This window comes from Chloroflexota bacterium (assembly GCA_014360905.1).
In the GTDB taxonomy this organism is placed as follows: Bacteria; Chloroflexota; Anaerolineae; order UBA2200; family UBA2200; genus JACIWX01.
Genome location: JACIWW010000015.1, coordinates 34160 through 52428, shown reverse-complemented (window position 1 = coordinate 52428; position 18269 = coordinate 34160). Strand labels below are relative to the sequence as shown.

Sequence of the window (18269 nt, the reverse complement as noted above, 5' to 3'; positions counted from 1 at the left end):
CAAAAGCAGCTCCCTGCCAAACCTGGTTGGTTACCTTGCATAAATCAGGCATGTGGGATAAAATTTCTTCCATCAACCTTATCACTGGAGGTTTTATTATCATGTATCAATACAAGGTCATCGTGAACCCCATCGCCGGCCGAGGTGCCGGAGAGAGAGCTATCCCGCTTATCAAGCAACTACTGAAAGGTTACGGTCTGGACTTTGACCTCATCCGCACCGAGCGCCCCTGGCACGCGGCGGAACTGGCACAACAAGCCGTTGCCGACGGTTACGAGGTGGTTGTCGCGGTGGGTGGCGACGGCACGGCAAACGAAGTACTGAATGGTCTAATGCTGGCCAAACAAGCCGGGTTAGGCACAGCCACCATGGGCTATATCAGCGTCGGAAGGGGCAACGACTTTGGCTTTGGAGTGGGCGTGCCAGCAGGGGTGGAAGCCGGCTGTAAAGTGCTCCAACAGGGCTATCGGCGGCTGATTGACGTCGGTCGGGTCGAAGGAGGGCTATACCCCCAGGGTCGCTATTTCGGCAACGGCGTGGGTATTGGATTCGATGCTGTGGTCGGCTTCGAAGCGGTAAAAATGAAATACCTAACTGGCTTCCCGAACTACCTGGTCGCTGCCCTGAAAACCATCTTCCTGTACTACCGCGCTCCGCAAGTGCAAATCGAGTACAATGAAGAGGACATCACACAGCTATCGCTGATGATTTCTATCATGAATGGGCGCCGCATGGGTGGCGCTTTCATGATGGCTCCGCAAGCACAGATTGACGATGGATTGCTCGACCTTTGCATCGCAGCGCAAACGAGCCGCCCACGGATCTTTGCGCTGATCCCCCAGTTCATGAAAGGGACGCAGTCCTCCCAGCCCGAGATCAAGACAGCGCGAACCAACCGCATTGTGGTTACTGCTCTTGAGGGTGTCCTTCCTGCGCACGCTGATGGCGAGACATTGTGCACCGAGGGAAAACGCCTGGCTGTGGAGCTTTTGCCGCGCCAGATCGAAATAATTTGCCAAGTGGCGGAGGCAACTTCATGACGTTGGTCCAGAAGATCGTGCTCTTGGTCCTGAGGGGATTGATCAATATCCTCTGCCGGGTAGATGCTGAGCAACTGAAAAAAGTGCCGGCACATGGGCCGCTCATCCTAGTGGCCAACCACGTCAACTTCCTGGACGTCCCCTTGCTTTTCGTCTACCTGCAGCCGCGACGAGTGACTGCCTTCGCCAAAATCGAAACGTGGGATAACCCCATTCTAGGCTTTCTATTCACCCTTTTCGATGCCATTCCTCTGCACCGAGGCGAAGCCGATACGGTTGCCTTTCGCCGCGCACTAGCCGAATTGGAAGCAGGGCACATCCTGGCCATAGCACCAGAGGGAACGCGCAGCAGACACGGACGGTTACAACGCGGACGTCCCGGTGCGGTCATGTTGGCCTTGCGCACAGGCGCGCCACTGCTGCCCGTCGTCTACTACGGTGGTGAAAACTTTTACCGGAATCTGTCTCGCTTACAGCGCACTGATTTTCACATCGTGGTCGGCCAGCCATTCTACATACAGGCCAATGAAGTGAAAATAACGCGAGAAGTACGCTGGCAAATAACCGATGAGGTGATGTATCAGTTGGCAGCCCTGTTGCCTCCCGCCTATCGAGGCTATTATTCCGATTTGTCGGCAGCCACAGAGACGTATCTGCGCTTTCCGCCAGGCTCGGAGAGCAATCTCCGCCGTGCGCTTGCCGATACAACGACCATGCCATAATCAATCTCAAGAGAGCCATGCATTCCTTGGGCAAACACTCACAAAGGTAAGCAAAATGTTCGTGTCACAGAGTGATTACCCACCAGTGCTCTTTCGAGACCGAGTGGAAGCGGGCAAGAAATTGGCGCAGAAACTGCTGGAGTTGAAGCTGAGCGATCCGCTGATCCTGGCCATCCCTGCGGGTGGAGTGCCAGTTGGCGCCCAGATAGCCAAGGCGTTAGGCGCTCCACTGGACCTGATGATTGCGCGCAAAATCCAGTTCCCCTGGACAACCGAGGCGGGGTTTGGAGCCGTAGTATCTGACGGCACGGTGTATCTCGGACCGCATTCTGCGCATCTCCCTAGAACGGTAGTCGAAGCGCAGACGGAGAAGGCCAGAAGAGAAGTGGAACATCGCATGAGAGAGTTTCGAGGAGATAGAGCCCCTGTTGACCTCGCAGGCAAAGAAGTCATCCTAGTTGATGATGGCCTGGCAACTGGTTCGACCATGCTTGCTGCGGTGCAATCGGTTAGAAAGAAACAGCCGAAAGCAGTGATCGTCGCCGTCCCGACGGCGTCTGGGACTGCGGTGAAGCTGCTGAAACCCCACGTAGAGGCGCTCATCGCTCTTTATGTCCACCCAGAGCATCTGCCTTTTGCTGTTGCATCCACATACGAGCATTGGTACGATCTGAGCGACGATGAAGTAAAGCAATACCTGGCAGAATGGAGTCAGATGACCCACAAAAACTCCTCTTCTGACAACAACCTGCCTCGCAAAACTGGTTAGGAGACGGATAGCAATGAAATCCTGGAAAACCCTGGAACGGCGTATTGTCTTCCAGCATAGTAAGTACTTGACCGTAGAAAGCCACACGGTGGAATTGGCAGATGGGCGCATTATCTCCGACTGGCCGTGGATCATCACGCCCGACTTCATCAATGTCATTGCTGTGACGACAGAGGGGAAATGGCTCTGTTTCCGCCAGACGAAGTACGCGGTGGAAGGCACATCGTTGGCACCAGTAGGAGGCTACATCGAGCCAGGAGAGGATCCACTAGAAACAGCAAAGCGGGAACTACGCGAAGAAATGGGCTATGAGGCTTCGCAATGGATTCATCTCGGTAGCTATAGGATGGGTGCCAATCGTGGTATCGCAACTGGACACTTTTACCTTGCACGTGATGCCCATTATGTGACAAAGCCCCAATCGGATGATTTGGAGGAGCAAGAGCTGCTCTTACTTGACTCTTCAGAAGTGGAAGAAGCGTTGGTTAAGGGCGAATTCAAAGTGCTGGGATGGGTCGCGAACGTGGCCCTCGCTCTGCTATACCTACACAGATCAAGCGAGCCATCTTGGGATCAGAAATAGCCAGCCGCCTGCAAGCGACGCATAGTTTGTATCGTATCTGCTTCAGCGGCTGACTTGTCTGACCGGAAACGGACAATACGTGCAAAGCGCAAAGCCAGGCCTGATCGGTAATGTGGACTTGCCTGGATATTGTTAAAAGCGACCTCCACCACTACCTCTGGGCGGACAAATACCGTTCCGTGCGCCTCGCAAACCTTCAGTGCCAACAGCCTTTCGGTCATCTGTTGGAACTCCTCATCGGTCAGTCCCTTAAATGTCTTTCCTACCTCCAGTAACTCGCCGCTCTCCTCGTCCCGTGCTGCCAAATGGTAGTTGGATAGCCAACCGTGGCGCCGTCCGTACCCCCAATCGGCAGCCACAATAATCAAGTCCAGCGTCACCGCTGGTTTAATTTTGAGCCAGTGACGGCCACGGACACCAGGAGTATAGGGACTGTTTAGGTTTTTGACCATGAGGCCCTCATAGCCTGCCGCCCGAGCTGCTTCTAGGAAAGCCTCACCATCGGCTACAGAAGAAGTCACTAGCCTTTTCACTAGAGGAATCGTTCCATGCACTCTCTGCAACACCTCTATGCGTTCTCGATACCTATGATCGAGCAATATTTCCCCATCAGCGTACAACGCATCGAACAAGTAGAGCTGCACCGGTACCTCTTGTTGCATGGTCACAATGTCGTGCACCCGACCTAGTCGCCGCATCAAATGCTGGAAAGGCAGCGGTCGGCCATCGGCACCAACAGCAATCACCTCCCCTTCCAGAATCGCCTCCTGTGCTGTGATCTCTTGCCTGATCAGCTCACAGACCTCAGGTAAACTGCTGGTCAAATCAGACAGATTGCGCGAGAAAAGCCACACCCGTTGGCCCTCTTTGTGTATCTGCACACGGGCACCATCCAGTTTGCACTCCAAAGCCAACTCACCACCGAGTAGGTCAAAGGCTTCAGCGATAGAAGCAGCAGTCTGAGCTAGCATGGGTTTGATGGGTTGTCCTAGCTTCACGCTGCTGCGCTCTAATCCGGCATGACCCAGGCGCAAAGCGATATCCGCTACAGCCCCGACATCGCCGATCAGCATATTGGCTCTCTGCACTAGCTCCAACGGCACACTAGCAGCGAGAGCAATGCTGTCTAGAAGCAAGCCCTCGCTTACGCCATGCCGCATTTCACCCACTGCTAGCTTGACGAGGTACTTTGCCTCCAACGGAGTAGCTCGTTGCAAAAGCGCTCGGAATCTCTCATCCTTGTATTGCCGTGACCGTGGCCCGCTGATTGCTGCAATATCCTGGAATGCCTGCCAGACCTCTCGCAGAGCAAGAGCAGGCCCCTGTGCGTGCAAACGGGCGCCTCTTTCCAACATCATCTGTACGCTCTGTCCGAAATCTACTGCTTCGCTGGCAATCTTCTGGTGCTGCTCAGCAGTGGTTTTCACCACCTCATTGACCACACGCATCACAGCCGCACCGCTCAGATTCAGTGGCCGGCCTGCCTGCTCAGGAAAGACGCGTCCAATGATCATGCGGGCTGCTAGGGCAATCTTGTCCTCTGCTACCGAACGCAGATATTGCGCCACTAGCGCGGTCATGACTTTGCGTGCGCGAGTCGCCTCTAATTGCTCCCCCAATTGCACAAAGTCGGAGAATGAAGACACGAACGCCATCTCCTCAAAACCAAGAACCGGGTTTGTGCTACAAACCCGGTTCCTCGACTGCTCATATAATGAAGTTCTGCTACCCCGGCTTACTTCGGTTCCTTATCAGGGTGGAGCTTCTTGAACTTCGCTAACAACTGTTCCTTTGTCTCCTGGTGATCCGGATCCGGCACGCAAGCATCCACGGGACATACAGACGCACACTGCTGCGTATTGTAGAAGCCCACGCACTCGGTGCACTTGTTCGGATCAATCACAAAATATTCCTCGCCCTCGCTGATTGCCTCGTTAGGGCATTCCGACTCGCAAGCCGCACAAGAAATGCAATCCTCAGTGATCTTGAAAGCCATCGGTTTTCCTCCTTACATAGTTTATTGCCGCTCTAAGGGACAACATGACCATGGTACAGGCGACAGCAGGACCACTGGTCTCCCCGAGAACTAACAGTAAAAATTATACTACCTTTCGTGCAAAGATGACAAATCAAAACCAAGGCCCGACTTACATGCCGTCGCTGTTCGTCGCTTTTTCCAGTTCCATAGCCACCAATATTTTCGCCAGTTGCTCAATCGCTATGCGCTGCTTGCGGTAAAAATCTGACTCACTGATGGCCATGCGCTCGGCAATCTCGCGAATGGGCCGCCCCTGAATGAATTTCATCTCTAGAATATTGTAGACCACCCATTCGCTGGCAGTCAAGCTACGCTCCCCTGATGGCCTCAAACGTTCAATTGCCGCTCCCAACACTGCGCGCAGTGCACGAACGGGTATGCCATCGTTCTCCTGCAGGGCCTGACGCACAAGCCGTGTGCGCATCAGCGGACTGTCCACCAAACCTGGTCCACCCCAATAATGCCTCAGTGCATCTCTCACTACTCTGGGGAAATCAGGCGCATAGACTGGATTGCTCTCCAATCGCTCCAGTCGAGCAGGGGCAGGGTAAAATGGCGCACTGCGCCAACGTTGAATCTCTTCGATCTCTGGCACGATCTGCTGCAGCGCCGTAAAGACATCCTGCTGTAAGTGCATGTCTTCCAGAGCTAGTTCAGCCTGGCTAACAAAGTTGGCCACCGTGGCTAATGCCTCCAACGTTAGGGCAGGTGCGCGATTATGCGCCTCTACCCCCAGGATGCCCAGTGTAGATTCTCTATCCTTGCTGCGCAATGGTAAAAGCCAATAGCCATTACGCTGTATGAAATCCTCGTTGCGTAGCTCGCCCCGTCGGCTGGAACTGGCCGCAAATAGAGGTAGGAGATTATGCCAGTCACACTCTTTCAGGAATCGAGCGGCTGCTTCACGGGGTCCACAGAACACTTGTAACTCAAGTGCGCCTTCTTGCATCGCAACCACAAAACCACTGTGCACCCTGAGCAGATCACACAAAGCAATTAACACGTTCTCCAGCAACTGTTCAAGGTCCGTGGTCGTCAGGAGATGGGTGTCCAACTGTTCTATCCAAGCCACTTCATCGCGATCCTTGCGGTAGATCAAGCGATCTATGTACGGCTTGGCCAGGTTAACCATCACTTGCAAGAGCACGATGCTCGCAATCACTGCGAAGATAAGCACCGTATCACGCGGTAAGCCCAATATAGCCTCGACTCTGGGAATAACCAGCATCAAGAAAATTACCACCGAGCCGACCAACGGCCCACGCAGAAGATAGTGAATCAAGTTGTGCTTGATCACGCGATCGGGCATGAACACACCCTGATAGGCTACTGTGTATGCACTGACCACAGTCATCAAAGCAATGCCTAGATTGCCAATAATAGAAAGCCCTAACACAAGGTTAGAAGACAGGGTCCGCGCCATGGTCGGCACGAGCAGATAAGGGAAAACCCCAAAGCCAGGAGCGATAATCGCTATTGATAAATAGGTCATGCGCCGCCGCGAAGTAGAGGTCAAACACCGTTGCCGCGCACGAAAGACATTGACCACAGCCGCAAAGACGGTGACGAAGAAATAAAGCGTGAATGCTCCAAAGTAAGGTCCTGGAGCCAAGTGCGAAATCTCACGAGAAGTGACCCCATCTTCTACGATCAGGTCAGTCGCTATAGCCAGAACAAGCGACACCAATCCGAGCGCATAGCTTGCCGTCACCGCTATTCGCCGCAAGGATGAGGTAGAGTTAGTCGTTCGCAACAAGGCATCGGAGAAATGGAAACAAGCTGCCGGCACAAAAGCAATGCCCAACCACTGAAAACGTAACCAAAGCAGCGTCAGCGGTTCGGAAATCACGTTGAATACGAGGATATCGCCCACATATACGATAATGATAAAGGCCAGTAAGGCGGAGAAAGCTCGGGCAACTGGACTGCGGAAGTTATTCGTGATAATGTAGGCCAAGAGCGAAAAGCCAATAATGACGTTTGCCGAAGCGAGAATCTGATTGCCCAGTGATAATACGGATGTTATCCAGTACCCTACCATGATCCAACCCCATCGAGAGCACGGATCAAGATGAGAATGAAGGGATTGATTCTATAATCTTGATTGGGTAAACCAATGCGGCAATTCACCTGTAGACTATCCACAACACAAAATAATACATGATGACGCCATTGAACAACAAACTATCTACACGATCCAACATGCCTCCATGACCCGGAATGAGAGAACTCGAATCCTTGACACCCACCTGACGCTTTATCAGAGACTCTGCCAGGTCGCCAAAGGTAGCGCCTAGAACCAACAAGATTCCCAAGAGAAGGCTCTGCCACCCCAGCAATCCCATCCAACGCCCGGATACAAGCGCTGTCACAATCCCAGCGAGGAACCCAGCCATTGCCCCCTCCTGAGTCTTATGAGGGCTGATTTGAGTAAAGAAACCACGCTTTCCCCAAAACCGCCCAGCGAAGTAAGCCGCTGTGTCACAGACCCACGTGATGGCAAAGGTCAGCAGCAACCATCCCAGCCCATTGGAGAGGTTACGCAAGGCAATGAGATGTGCGAAAAGTCCACCTACATATAATGCACCAGCCAAGGTAAGTGCCCAACTGGGCAAGAAATCTTTTATACTTCCTTTGAGAATCTGCCACACCATTGGCAGCATGACCGCAGTCGCCAATCCCCATTGCCATACCTGCCACTGTGGGTAGTAAGCATTCAACAAGAGGATTGCGATGACAAACAATCCCACAGCATAGGATGGCTGATAGCCCCCTTTGTACATGATGTGATAGAACTCATAGCCAGCTCGTAGCGCTGCTACGGCCACCAATGCAGCAAAGTACGAGCCCCCTGCGTAGGATAGAGCCAGAACTATTGGAATGAGGACAATGGCACTAAGAATGCGTTGCTTGAGCACGTTGCAGATTCTCCCGGAGCCTTCACAAGCCCCATGATATATTGCACTAGGGATCGATGTGCTATTGAGATTGGCTCATCACTGAGCAGGCAGGCCGCCGAATTTTCTAACCCGCTGACCATAAGCCAGCAATGCCTGATACAGTTCCTCAGGACCAAAATCAGGCCAATACGTTGGGGTCGAATAGAACTCGGCGTAAGCTGCCTGCCAGATGAGAAAATTGCTCAGACGCATCTCGCCCGCAGTGCGGATGATCAGGTCAGGGTCCGGCAGACCCGCAGTATATAGATAACCTGCAAGAGCCTGTTCGGTCACCTGATCTACGGCTACACCATCCCTCATCATGCGCTGCACTGCTTCGACGATTTCCCTGCGTCCACCATAGTTCAGTGCTACATTCACGATGATGCGCTCACCGGAGGACGTTGCTGCTATCGCCTCGCGGATTCTGTTTTGCAAATGATCCGGCAACCCTTCCAGTGCACCTAGATGACGCAACTGTACGCCGTTCTTGCGCAACTCTTCCAATTCGCGGTCTATCACCTGCGAAAGCAAAGTTAGCAGCCCTTCCACTTCGTCGCGCGGTCTGCTCCAATTCTCAGTTGAAAAGGCATAAAGCGTCAATATCTTGATGCCGTATTCAACGGATGCACGCAGAATGCGCCGCACGTTTTCGGTTCCTGCCCGATGGCCGGCCAAACGCGGCAAGCCTCGCTGTTGCGCCCAACGGCCATTGCCATCCATAATGATGGCTACGTGTTGAGGGATTACCGATAACTGGACTCGAGGAACTGTCCCTTGTCCTGCGTTACTGCTCATCTAAAACTTAAATCTCCAGTATTTCTTGCTGCTTCGCTTTCCCAATCTCATCCATCAGCGCAACGTATTTGTCATGGATTTCCTGCAGCTTCTCGCGGGCCTCGAAAAACTCATCTTCTGTAATGAGTTTTTCCTTTTGCAACTCACGCAAGTCCTCTTGTATGTCCCGCCTGATGTTGCGTATGGCAATATGCCCTTCTTCCACACGGCGACCTACGACCTTGCTCAATTCCTTCCTGCGCTCTTCGGTAAGGCGCGGGATAGGCAAACGGATCACCATACCATCGTTGTTCGGCGTCAGCCCAAGGTCTGATTTGAGTATCGCCTTCTCGATCTCCCCAATGCTGCTTGGATCCCAAGGTCGAATAACCAGGAGCCTCGGTTCTGGCGCAGAGATGGCAGCTATTTGATTGAGTGGAGTAGGAGTGCCATAGTAATCCACGCGCAGGCGCTCCACCAAGGCAGGCGAAGCACGCCCGGTCCGGATGGCCATCAAATCCTCGCGCAGTACCTCCACTGCCTTGCTCATCCTAACTTCTGCTTCTTTCAATACGTCAGAAACCATCGTCCCTCCTGGTTAACGACTGATAATCGTCCCAATTGGTTCCCCACAGACCACCCGCTCAATGCTATTGGCCTCGGCCAATTTGAAGACGATAATAGGCAAATCGTTGTCCATGCACAGGGATAAAGCAGTGCTATCGATTACCTTGACACCTATGTTGAGTGCGTCAATATAGGTTAGCGAAGCAAAACGATGCGCTTTAGGGTTAATCATGGGATCGTCATCGTAGACGCCGTCCACCTTCGTCGCCTTGAGCAGCACATCTGCTTCAATTTCCATAGCCCGCAGTGCGGCAGCAGTATCCGTGGTGAAGTACGGGTTGCCAGTGCCTGCACCGAATATGACCACTCGCCCTTTTTCCAGGTGCCTGATCGCCCGACGTCGGATATAAGGCTCAGCCACTGCGCGCATTTCGATTGCTGTCTGCACACGCGTAGCCACTCCGCCTCTCTCCAAGGCATCCTGTAGCGCCAGAGCATTAATCACCGTGGCGACCATGCCCATGTAATCAGCAGTCGCGCGCTCCATACCCCGTGCCAGTCCGTTGATGCCCCGCCAGATGTTGCCTGCTCCGATGACGATGGCAACCTGAACTTCGAGGTTGTGAACTCGTTGAATTTGTGCCGCGATGCTCTCCACAGTGGGTACATCAATGCCCCAGCCTGCTTCTCCTGCGAGTGCTTCACCATTTACTTTGAGCAAAATACGGTTGTATTTGGGTTTTGCCACCGCTAGCCCGTCCCGAAATTGTTATGGTTCGCCTAATTCCAGGCGAACGAACCGGCGCAGCACGATATTCTCACCTGTTGCCGCGATCTTCTCACTGATTACATCCCGCACAGTTCTGTTTTCATCCTTGATGAAAGGTTGGTCCAGGAGACAAACCTCTGCATAGAACTTTTGCAGTTTATTCTCGATAATTTTGTCCAGCACATGTGCTGGCTTATTTTGGTCAGCCATCAGGGCGCGATAACGACCTTTTTCATCCTCTACTACTTCAGGCGGTATGTCCTCCGGCTTTAGATACCGTGGTCGAGTGGCTACAACTTGCATCGCTAGATCATGCGCAAGTTGCTTGAACTCAGGTAAACGAGCCACAAAATCGGTCTCACAATTCAATTCAACCAAGGCACCGATCTTGCCCATATGCACATAGGATTCCACTAGCCCTTCCTTGGCCTCGCGTTCAGCCTTCTTAGCGGCGATGGTCAAACCTTTCTCACGCAAGATTTCCTGTGCCCGGGCCATGTCACCATTGGCAGATTCCAGCGCTTTCTTGCAATCGAGCACTCCAGCACCAGTGAGCTCGCGCAGTTCTTTGATCATTTCAGATGTAACCTTCATTCTATGTTTCTCCTGTGATGGTTTGCTACAATCTATTTTCGTTCGTCTTCTTCATCAGAAAACGTCTCAATCTCGGCTTCTGGCACTTCATCGAGCGCCAGCTCTTCAGGCAGCTCGCCCATTGCTTCTTCCACTAGTTCCTCCTGTGCAACAATACCTTCCTCAGCCAACACGGCTGCTTCCGGAACCGGCGCGGCTTGGGTCTCACCCGGTACGGGAACTTCTATTCCTTCCTCGGCCATGATGACACCACGCATTTGTTGCCCTTCGATGATCGCATCGGCAATCTTCCCAGCGATGAGCTTGATCGCACGAATAGCATCATCGTTTGCTGGTATGATGTAATCAATGGGGTCCGGATCACAATTGGTATCCACCATGGCGACAACGGGAATGCCCAGAATATTGGCCTCTTTGACAGCAATTGCCTCTCTGGCTATATCGACCACGAAGAGGGCACTAGGCAAATAATACATGTTTTTAATGCCTCCAAGGCGCTTTTGCAGCTTGAGGAGTTCGCGCTCTTTCCACAGCGCCTCTTTTTTGGACAAAGCAGCAAACTGCCCCAGTTCCTTCTGCTTCTCCAGTTCGAGCAAGTAATTTGCGCGCTGGCGAATAGTGCGGAAGTTGGTGAGCGTTCCGCCCAGCCAGCGCTCGGTCACATAGGGCATGCCACATCTCTTGGCTTCTGCCTCTAGGCTTTCCTGCGCCTGTTTCTTGGTGCCGACAAAGAGAATGGTCTCACCTTCCGCGGCTGTATCGCGGATGAAATTGTACGCCTCTTCGAGCAGCCGGATAGTTTGCTGCAGATCAATGATGTGAATGCCGTTACGCTCGGTGAAAATATAGGAGCGCATCTTGGGATGCCAACGGCGGCTGCGATGCCCAAAGTGCACCCCCGCTTCCAAAAGTTCCTTCATCGTTACAATTGCCACTGTACTTCATCCTCCCTTTCGTTTTGTTCTTCCGTCCTCTTCATCCCAAAATGGAACCAGTCATTGATCAACTGGCACGCCATTTCGGTCCGAGAACGTGTTTGATAGATTTGATATCCGCACTATAATCATACTACAATCTTATAGAATAGCCAAATCAACCAAAGTATGCGAAACGCTCAGATTTTGGCTAGCGATTTTGAAGCAAGTGCCAAATAGCCTTTTCTTGCCTTGCTCTAAGTCACCAGAAGGCCAGTCTCTTTCTTTTGACAGAATATAGTTTTAATGCTATAATAGTTATACGTTGAGCAGCAATACAAGTTGATCTGAGCCTTTGACAAGTTTACTTGCCCTGTTAACGTGGTGTAGCATGATCAGCACTCTATAAAAGTGCACCTGGTTTTGTAACTTACTAGAAACCGGGCAATAGAGAAGGATAGCATCCAATAAGGTATTGAAAGGATGCGTTTTTACCACGAATCAATGGCGATCGGGAGCAAATTATCTGAATTGTTTTGCTGGGGAGCTTGCGAAACCCTAGTGATTTAGTCCTGTCTGCAGGCTAACGTTCACTAGGGTTTTTGCATATTGGGTGGAAACACATCGCGCATGGCAATAGAGCAACGCCCTTCTATGAAGAAAGGGGGTGAAAACAGAGCTGACTCGGTTTGTACGGTTGGCTAGCGATGCCTATTCTCAAGGAAAAGGGGGAAATTCTATGGATCGGAAAGTTTTGACGATGCTGCTGGTCCTGGTTCTGCTTGTGTCATTCACGGCATGTAAGCCTGCAGCCCCAGCGGAGATCAAGATCGGTGTGAATGCTGAGCTCACCGGTGGCATTCCTGTGGTCGGTGCTTCGTGCAAGAATGCAGCGGAAATGGCCGTAAAGGAAGTGAATGATGCAGGTGGGTTGGAAGTTGGGGGCAAGAAGTACAAGATTGTACTGCAGGTCGAGGACAACGAGGACAAGGCTGAATCAGCGGCTGCCGTAGCTCAGAAGCTCAACACTGCTGGGGTACTGGTCCATATCGGTGCCAATGCCAGCCGCAACGCTATCCCAGCCTCTACCGTTTGCGAAGATGCCAAATTGCCGATGATCAGCCCCTGGTCTACAAACCCGAAGACCACCGCCGGCAAGAAATATGTCTTCCGCGCCTGCTTCATTGATGACTTCCAAGGCGTGGTCGCCGCGAAATTCGCCATCAATGACCTAAAGGCCAATACTGCTGCTGTCCTTTACGATGTGGCCAGCGAGTACAACAAGGGCATTGCCGAGATCTTTAAGAAAACTTTTGAGGAAGCAGGCAAGAAAGTAGTGGCCTTCGAAACCTATACCACTGGTGACAAAGATTTCTCTGCCCAACTCACCAAGATCAAGGCCTCCGGTGCCGATGTCCTCTTCCTGCCCAACTACTACAGCGAAGTGCCACTACAGGTGCAGCAAGCACACAAGCTGGGCTACACAGGGACTATCTTCGGCAGCGATAGCTGGGGCAACTTGGAGCTCATTGACCTCTGCGGTGCAGATTGCGAAGGGTTGTTCTTTACCACCCACTACGCGCCAGACATTGCCACGCCCAAGGCGCAGAAATTCATCCAGAACTATGAAAAGACCTATGGCAAAACACCGGATGATGTTGCGGCTCTGACCTATGATGCATTTGGTCTGGCCTTCCAGGCCATTCAAACGGCAGGAAAGATCGATCGCCAGGCTGTACGTGATGCTTTGGCCAGCATTACCAGATATGAGGGTGTGACTGGCACAATGCAGTTCAAGGGCACCGGCGACCCGATCAAGAGCGCGGTCATCATCCAGATCAAGGGTGGCAAGTTTACCTACTATACATCTGCTGCACCGTGATCGATTCTGCGCGCTACAGACCCTAAGGGTTTTCAAACCCTTAGGGTCTGACCTAAGAAATCTATCGAAAAGAGGGAATCTCAAGTGCAATTCATTGTCCAGCAAATTCTGAATGCTCTGCAGTTGGGTAGCGTATACGCGCTTATTGCCTTGGGCTACACGATGGTTTACGGCATCCTGCGCATGATCAACTTCGCCCACGGCGATATTTTTATGGTGAGCACCTACATTGGCTTTTTCAGCGCCTCCTTCTTGCTGGGACGCCTCCTGCATTTGCCCGGGGTCATCATCTTTGTGCTAACCCTGCTTGTGGCCATGCTGGGCACTGCATTTTTGGCTGTGTTCATTGAGCGGGTTGCCTACAAACCACTGCGCCAGGCACCGCGTATCTCGGCGGTGATCACCGCGCTGGGAATCGGCCTTGTCCTGGAAAACACGACCTTGGCCACTATCGGCCCAGAGCCCCGTATCCTGCCTCAGGTGATCCCAGTAGTCAACTTCAGCATCGGTGGGGTAGCCATCTCCACCATTCAGATTGTGATCCTGATTATCTCCGCTATTGTGATGTTTATCCTGGATACCATCGTGCGCAAAACGATGACCGGCATGGCAATGCGCGCCATCTCCTTTGACAAGACAGTGGTGCCATTGATGGGGGTGCCCGTGGACCGTATCATCTCCATTACCTTCGCTCTGGGGTCCTCCATGGCCGCGGTTGGCGGAATCCTCTATGGCATCGCTTATATGATAGATCCTTATATGGGCATTCGCATTGGCTGGTGGGCCTTTATCTCCGCTGTGGTGGGGGGTATTGGCAACATCCGTGGGGCAATGGTAGGCGGTTATATCCTGGGTTTTGTGGAGATCTTTGTGGCTGCTTTCCTCCCCTCCACCTATCGCGATTTTGTGGCTTTTGCCCTGCTCCTGATCCTCCTGGTGTTCAAACCCACAGGCATCTTGGGCATGCCTGTGGTACAACAAAAAGTATAGAGGGCCAAGATCATGATGAAACGTCTTGCTATCCCGTCCCGCCGACCCTTGTTAACTGCATTTGTCCTGCTATTGATCCTCCTACTAGCCATTCTGCTCCCGCAGCTTGGCATCTTGAACCTGTATCTGCAGCAGGTGATTATGTATGTGGGGATCAACATCATCCTCACCATCAGCCTGAACCTCGTGAACGGCTATATGGGAGAATTTTCAGTAGGGCATGCTGGCTTTATGGCCATCGGCGCTTACATTTCTTCCCTACTGACCGTGCTGGTCTTTCCAAGGTCATGGGGGCCGTTCATCTTCCCATTAGTACTGATCCTTGGCGGCTTGGGCGCTGCCCTGGCCGGACTCATTGTAGCCTTGCCCTCTTTCAAAACACGAGGGGATTACCTAGCCATTGTTACCTTGGCTTTCAACATGATCATCAAGAGCGTATTGGAGAACATTGATGCAATCGGTGGTCCCCGTGGCTTCATGGGCATGAGCAAATTGACTAACGTTGCCTGGGTGTACATCTGGGTGTTGATCACCATATACGTCATCCGCAATTTTGTTTTCTCCAATTATGGGCGGGCTATCCTATCTATCCGCGAAGATGAAGTGGCTGCCGAGTTAGTCAGTGTAAACACGCGGCAGACCAAAGTATTGGCATTTGTGGTTTCTTCTTTCTTCGCTGGAATTGCCGGCGGCTTGTTCGCTCATGTGTTGCAGTTCATTAACCCCAGGAGCTTCACTATTCTCAAGTCCACCGACATGCTCGTGATGGTATATCTGGGCGGCATTGGGAGTATCACTGGCTCCATATTGGGAGCCACGATCTACACGGTGCTGTTGGAGCTACTGCGACCGTTGGGCGTCTGGCGCTGGGTTGTTGGACCATTTTTGCTGGTTATCCTGATGATCACACGTCCACGAGGTATCTATGGTTTGCGGGAGACGCGTTGGTTAGCTCCCGCAGAGGAGGTGCCGGCAGATGCCACTGCTACAGGTTAAGGGGCTCAGCCATTATTTCGGTGGCTTGAAAGCCGTCTCCAATTTCAATCTCGATTTAGAGCCTGGCGAACTGGTGGGCATCATTGGCCCTAATGGGGCTGGCAAAACCACTGTTTTCAACCTCATCACCGGCGTCTACCGACCGATGGAAGGTCAAATATTTTTCAATGGGCACAACTTAGTGGGGTTGCATCCCCACCAAATCATCAGCAAAGGCATCGCGCGCACTTTTCAAACCATTCGCCTGTTCAAAGAACTAAGCGTATTGGATAACGTGCGCATTGCCTGTCACTCTCAAGTTCGCTACGGCCCGTTGTCGTCATTTCTCCATAGCAGGAACTTTGACGAAGAGGAACGGAGAATACGTCAGGAGGCATTGCACCTCTTGGACATTTTCAACTTGCGTGGTTATGCCCAGGCTCAGGCGAAAAACTTGCCCTATGGAGAACAACGCCGTCTAGAGATGGCCAGGGCATTGGCGACCAGACCCAGGTTGCTCTTGCTGGATGAGCCAGCCGCAGGGATGAACCCTGGTGAGATCAAGCGTCTGATGGAACTCATCCAGTGGATTCGCCAGCAGTTTGACTTGACTATCATCCTGATAGAACACCAAATGAGAGTGGTGATGGGCATTTGCGAACGCATCCTGGTACTGGACTTTGGCGAGACCATCGCTGAGGGAAGCCCAAAAGAAATCCAAAACAACCCCCGCGTGCTGGAAGCGTATCTCGGAAAGGGGGTAGAACGATGACCAACAACACGCCTCTGCTGTCCGTGCAGGACCTGTTCGTCTCCTATGGGAATATCAAGGCTTTGCGTGGCATTTCCTTTGAGGTATATCCCGGTGAGATCGTGACCCTCATCGGAGCCAACGGCGCCGGCAAGTCCACTACCCTGCGTGCTATCTCCGGTCTGATTCCATTGGAGAGCGGAAGCATTATCTTCAACGGTCATAACTTGCGGGCTTATCCTCCTCACCGCATCGTTGAGTTGGGCATTTCCCATGCACCCGAAGGGCGTGGCATCTTCGGAAACCTGACCGTTATGGAGAACCTCAGGTTAGCCACTTACGCGCGAAAAGACAAGGAGCAAATCGCCAAAGATTACCGGCGCGTGTTTGGCCTTTTCCCGCGCCTGGAAGAACGCAAGAACCAGATCGCCGGAACACTTTCTGGCGGTGAACAGCAGATGCTGGCCGTGGGCCGAGCGCTAATGACCCGTGGTCGGCTGATGCTCCTGGATGAACCTTCGATGGGTCTAGCGCCCATACTAGTGCAGGAGATCTTCCGCGTCCTGCAGGAGATCAACCGTTCAGGCACAACCATTCTGCTGGTCGAACAAAATGCCCACATGGCTCTGCAAGTAGCCAATCGCGGCTATGTTCTAGAGACTGGTACGATCACTGTGCAAGGCCCAACAGAAGAACTAGTGCGCAATCCCAAGGTAAAGGAAGCCTACCTGGGCGGATAGTCAAATAGACAATGCCAAGGACAAGCCACAGTAGAACCAATCACGCATATCAGGAGCCAAGATGGCTTCACCGATGACATGCAACGAGCCTACCTGGGCTGAAATCGATCTGGATGCCATTGCCCACAACACACGTCAGTTGAAACAGTACGTGGGAGAGCGCACCGAATTGGTGGCGGTGGTCAAAGCCAATGCCTATGGCCATGGTGCGTTGCCTGTTGGCCTAGTAGCGCTTAAGAATGGCGCGACACGACTGGCCGTTGCCCGCGTAGGCGAAGGAGTACAGCTACGAAGAGGCGGAGTTGCTGCTCCTATCCTGGTAATGGGCTATGCCACACTGGGCCAGGCCAACGAAATCGTCCGGCATCGCCTCACTCCTACGGTGAATACCCTCGAACTGGCGCACGCTCTTTCCGCAGCCATCGCTGAGCAGAATGCAGCACCGCTGCCAGTGCATGTGAAAGTGGACACTGGACTCGGACGCTTTGGCCTCTTGCCCCATGAGGTGCTCGATTTCAGCCGCGCATTGTTGGCTGTGCCCAATCTATTCTTGGAAGGGCTTTGGACGCATTTTGCCTCCGCTGATGAAACCGATCAATCCTATACCTACCATCAATGCGCAGTATACAACCAGGTTCTGCGCCAACTAGAGGAAGCGGGCATTCACATCCCTCTCAAGCACGTGGCCAATAGCGCCGCTACGTTGACCTTGCCAGAAACACACCTGGACATGGTGCGCTGCGGCATTGCCATTTATGGACTACGTCCCTCTGCTGAGGTGAAAATGGTTGTTCCCCTGCGCCCGGCCATGACGATCAAGGCACGCGTGGCTCGTGTCCGCATCCTTCCCGCTGGCTCCAGCATCAGCTACAACCGCACTTATGTCACGTCGAGACCCACTACCGTGGCACTAGTGCCCATTGGCTATGGCGATGGCTACCGTCGTGGCCTATCCAACCAGGGCATGGTGCTCATCCATGGCCAGCGCGCCCCCATCATTGGTCGGGTATGCATGGACCAGTTCATGGTGGATGTGAGCAACATCCCAGATGTGCAACAGGGTAACGAAGTGGTCGTATTGGGACGTCAGGGAGAAGAGGAGATCAACGCCGAGGAGATTGGCGCTTGGGTGGGCACCAACAATTACGAAACTGTCACGGCTATTCTGCCTCGGGTACCACGGGTATATCTGGCAGGAGATAACAAGACTCCGTAGTCT

Annotated in this window: 19 protein-coding genes; 10 read left to right on the top strand and 9 right to left on the bottom strand. The window is 52.7% G+C overall.

The features are described from left to right. The first annotated feature begins 101 nt into the window (after positions 1 to 101). The 4 genes from H5T67_07810 to H5T67_07795 all read left to right on the top strand — a co-directional run bounded on the left by H5T67_07810 (position 102) and on the right by H5T67_07795 (position 3114). Positions 102 to 1040, top strand: coding sequence for a diacylglycerol kinase family lipid kinase (locus H5T67_07810; GenBank protein ID MBC7245227.1), 939 nt, complete (start codon positions 102 to 104; stop codon positions 1038 to 1040). After that, positions 1037 to 1762 (top strand): 1-acyl-sn-glycerol-3-phosphate acyltransferase, encoded by a 726-nt coding sequence (locus tag H5T67_07805; protein MBC7245226.1) that lies wholly within the window; start codon positions 1037 to 1039, stop codon positions 1760 to 1762. The genes H5T67_07810 and H5T67_07805 overlap by 4 nt, the downstream gene beginning before the upstream one ends. Positions 1763 to 1847: 85 nt before the next feature. Next, on the top strand, positions 1848 to 2531 hold the full coding sequence (locus tag H5T67_07800; GenBank protein ID MBC7245225.1) for a phosphoribosyltransferase: 684 nt from the start codon (positions 1848 to 1850) through the stop codon (positions 2529 to 2531). Positions 2532 to 2544: 13 nt separating this feature from the next. Further along, entirely contained in the window at positions 2545 to 3114 is a 570-nt protein-coding gene (locus H5T67_07795; protein ID MBC7245224.1) for an NUDIX hydrolase, read from the top strand. Here the strand turns inward: H5T67_07795 and H5T67_07790 are convergent. From H5T67_07790 to rpsB, 9 genes are all read right to left on the bottom strand, one after another. After that, positions 3105 to 4760 (bottom strand): ATP-dependent DNA ligase, encoded by a 1656-nt coding sequence (locus H5T67_07790; protein MBC7245223.1) that lies wholly within the window; start codon positions 4758 to 4760, stop codon positions 3105 to 3107. The genes H5T67_07795 and H5T67_07790 overlap by 10 nt on opposite strands. Before the next feature lie 89 nt (positions 4761 to 4849). Continuing rightward, complete coding sequence (locus H5T67_07785; GenBank protein MBC7245222.1) at positions 4850 to 5110, bottom strand: YfhL family 4Fe-4S dicluster ferredoxin; 261 nt, start codon at positions 5108 to 5110, stop codon at positions 4850 to 4852. Between the two features lie 151 nt (positions 5111 to 5261). Further along, positions 5262 to 7193 (bottom strand): hypothetical protein, encoded by a 1932-nt coding sequence (locus H5T67_07780; protein MBC7245221.1) that lies wholly within the window; start codon positions 7191 to 7193, stop codon positions 5262 to 5264. Between the two features lie 85 nt (positions 7194 to 7278). Next, positions 7279 to 8070: a phosphatidate cytidylyltransferase gene (locus H5T67_07775; protein MBC7245220.1), complete on the bottom strand. Its 792-nt coding sequence runs from the start codon at positions 8068 to 8070 to the stop codon at positions 7279 to 7281. A 78-nt stretch (positions 8071 to 8148) separates the two neighbouring features. Then, the gene (locus tag H5T67_07770) at positions 8149 to 8889 is read right to left on the bottom strand and encodes an isoprenyl transferase (protein MBC7245219.1); all 741 of its coding nucleotides are present in this window, start codon (positions 8887 to 8889) and stop codon (positions 8149 to 8151) included. Positions 8890 to 8896: 7 nt separating this feature from the next. Further along, positions 8897 to 9454 carry a ribosome recycling factor gene (gene frr, locus H5T67_07765; protein ID MBC7245218.1) on the bottom strand — a complete coding sequence of 186 codons (558 nt, stop codon included), beginning with the start codon at positions 9452 to 9454 and terminating at the stop codon, positions 8897 to 8899. A gap of 12 nt (positions 9455 to 9466) precedes the next feature. Next, the gene (locus H5T67_07760; protein MBC7245217.1) at positions 9467 to 10183 is read right to left on the bottom strand and encodes a UMP kinase; all 717 of its coding nucleotides are present in this window, start codon (positions 10181 to 10183) and stop codon (positions 9467 to 9469) included. 21 nt (positions 10184 to 10204) lie between these two features. Continuing rightward, positions 10205 to 10798 (bottom strand): translation elongation factor Ts, encoded by a 594-nt coding sequence (gene tsf / locus H5T67_07755; protein MBC7245216.1) that lies wholly within the window; start codon positions 10796 to 10798, stop codon positions 10205 to 10207. 32 nt (positions 10799 to 10830) lie between these two features. After that, positions 10831 to 11733 carry a 30S ribosomal protein S2 gene (gene rpsB, locus H5T67_07750; GenBank protein MBC7245215.1) on the bottom strand — a complete coding sequence of 301 codons (903 nt, stop codon included), beginning with the start codon at positions 11731 to 11733 and terminating at the stop codon, positions 10831 to 10833. Positions 11734 to 12451: 718 nt separating this feature from the next. Here rpsB and H5T67_07745 point away from each other — a divergent pair. The 6 genes from H5T67_07745 to H5T67_07720 all read left to right on the top strand — a co-directional run bounded on the left by H5T67_07745 (position 12452) and on the right by H5T67_07720 (position 18266). After that, the gene (locus H5T67_07745) at positions 12452 to 13594 is read left to right on the top strand and encodes an ABC transporter substrate-binding protein (GenBank protein ID MBC7245214.1); all 1143 of its coding nucleotides are present in this window, start codon (positions 12452 to 12454) and stop codon (positions 13592 to 13594) included. An 84-nt stretch (positions 13595 to 13678) separates the two neighbouring features. Continuing rightward, a complete protein-coding gene (locus H5T67_07740; GenBank protein MBC7245213.1) occupies positions 13679 to 14584 on the top strand; it encodes a branched-chain amino acid ABC transporter permease in 906 nt (301 codons plus the stop codon). Between the two features lie 15 nt (positions 14585 to 14599). Continuing rightward, positions 14600 to 15580, top strand: a complete 981-nt coding sequence (locus H5T67_07735; protein ID MBC7245212.1) for a branched-chain amino acid ABC transporter permease — start codon at positions 14600 to 14602, stop codon at positions 15578 to 15580. After that, entirely contained in the window at positions 15561 to 16331 is a 771-nt protein-coding gene (locus tag H5T67_07730; protein MBC7245211.1) for an ABC transporter ATP-binding protein, read from the top strand. The genes H5T67_07735 and H5T67_07730 overlap by 20 nt, the downstream gene beginning before the upstream one ends. Beyond that, positions 16328 to 17050: an ABC transporter ATP-binding protein gene (locus tag H5T67_07725; protein ID MBC7245210.1), complete on the top strand. Its 723-nt coding sequence runs from the start codon at positions 16328 to 16330 to the stop codon at positions 17048 to 17050. The genes H5T67_07730 and H5T67_07725 overlap by 4 nt, the downstream gene beginning before the upstream one ends. A gap of 73 nt (positions 17051 to 17123) precedes the next feature. Then, positions 17124 to 18266, top strand: coding sequence for an alanine racemase (locus H5T67_07720; GenBank protein MBC7245209.1), 1143 nt, complete (start codon positions 17124 to 17126; stop codon positions 18264 to 18266). The last annotated feature ends 3 nt before the right edge of the window (positions 18267 to 18269 follow it).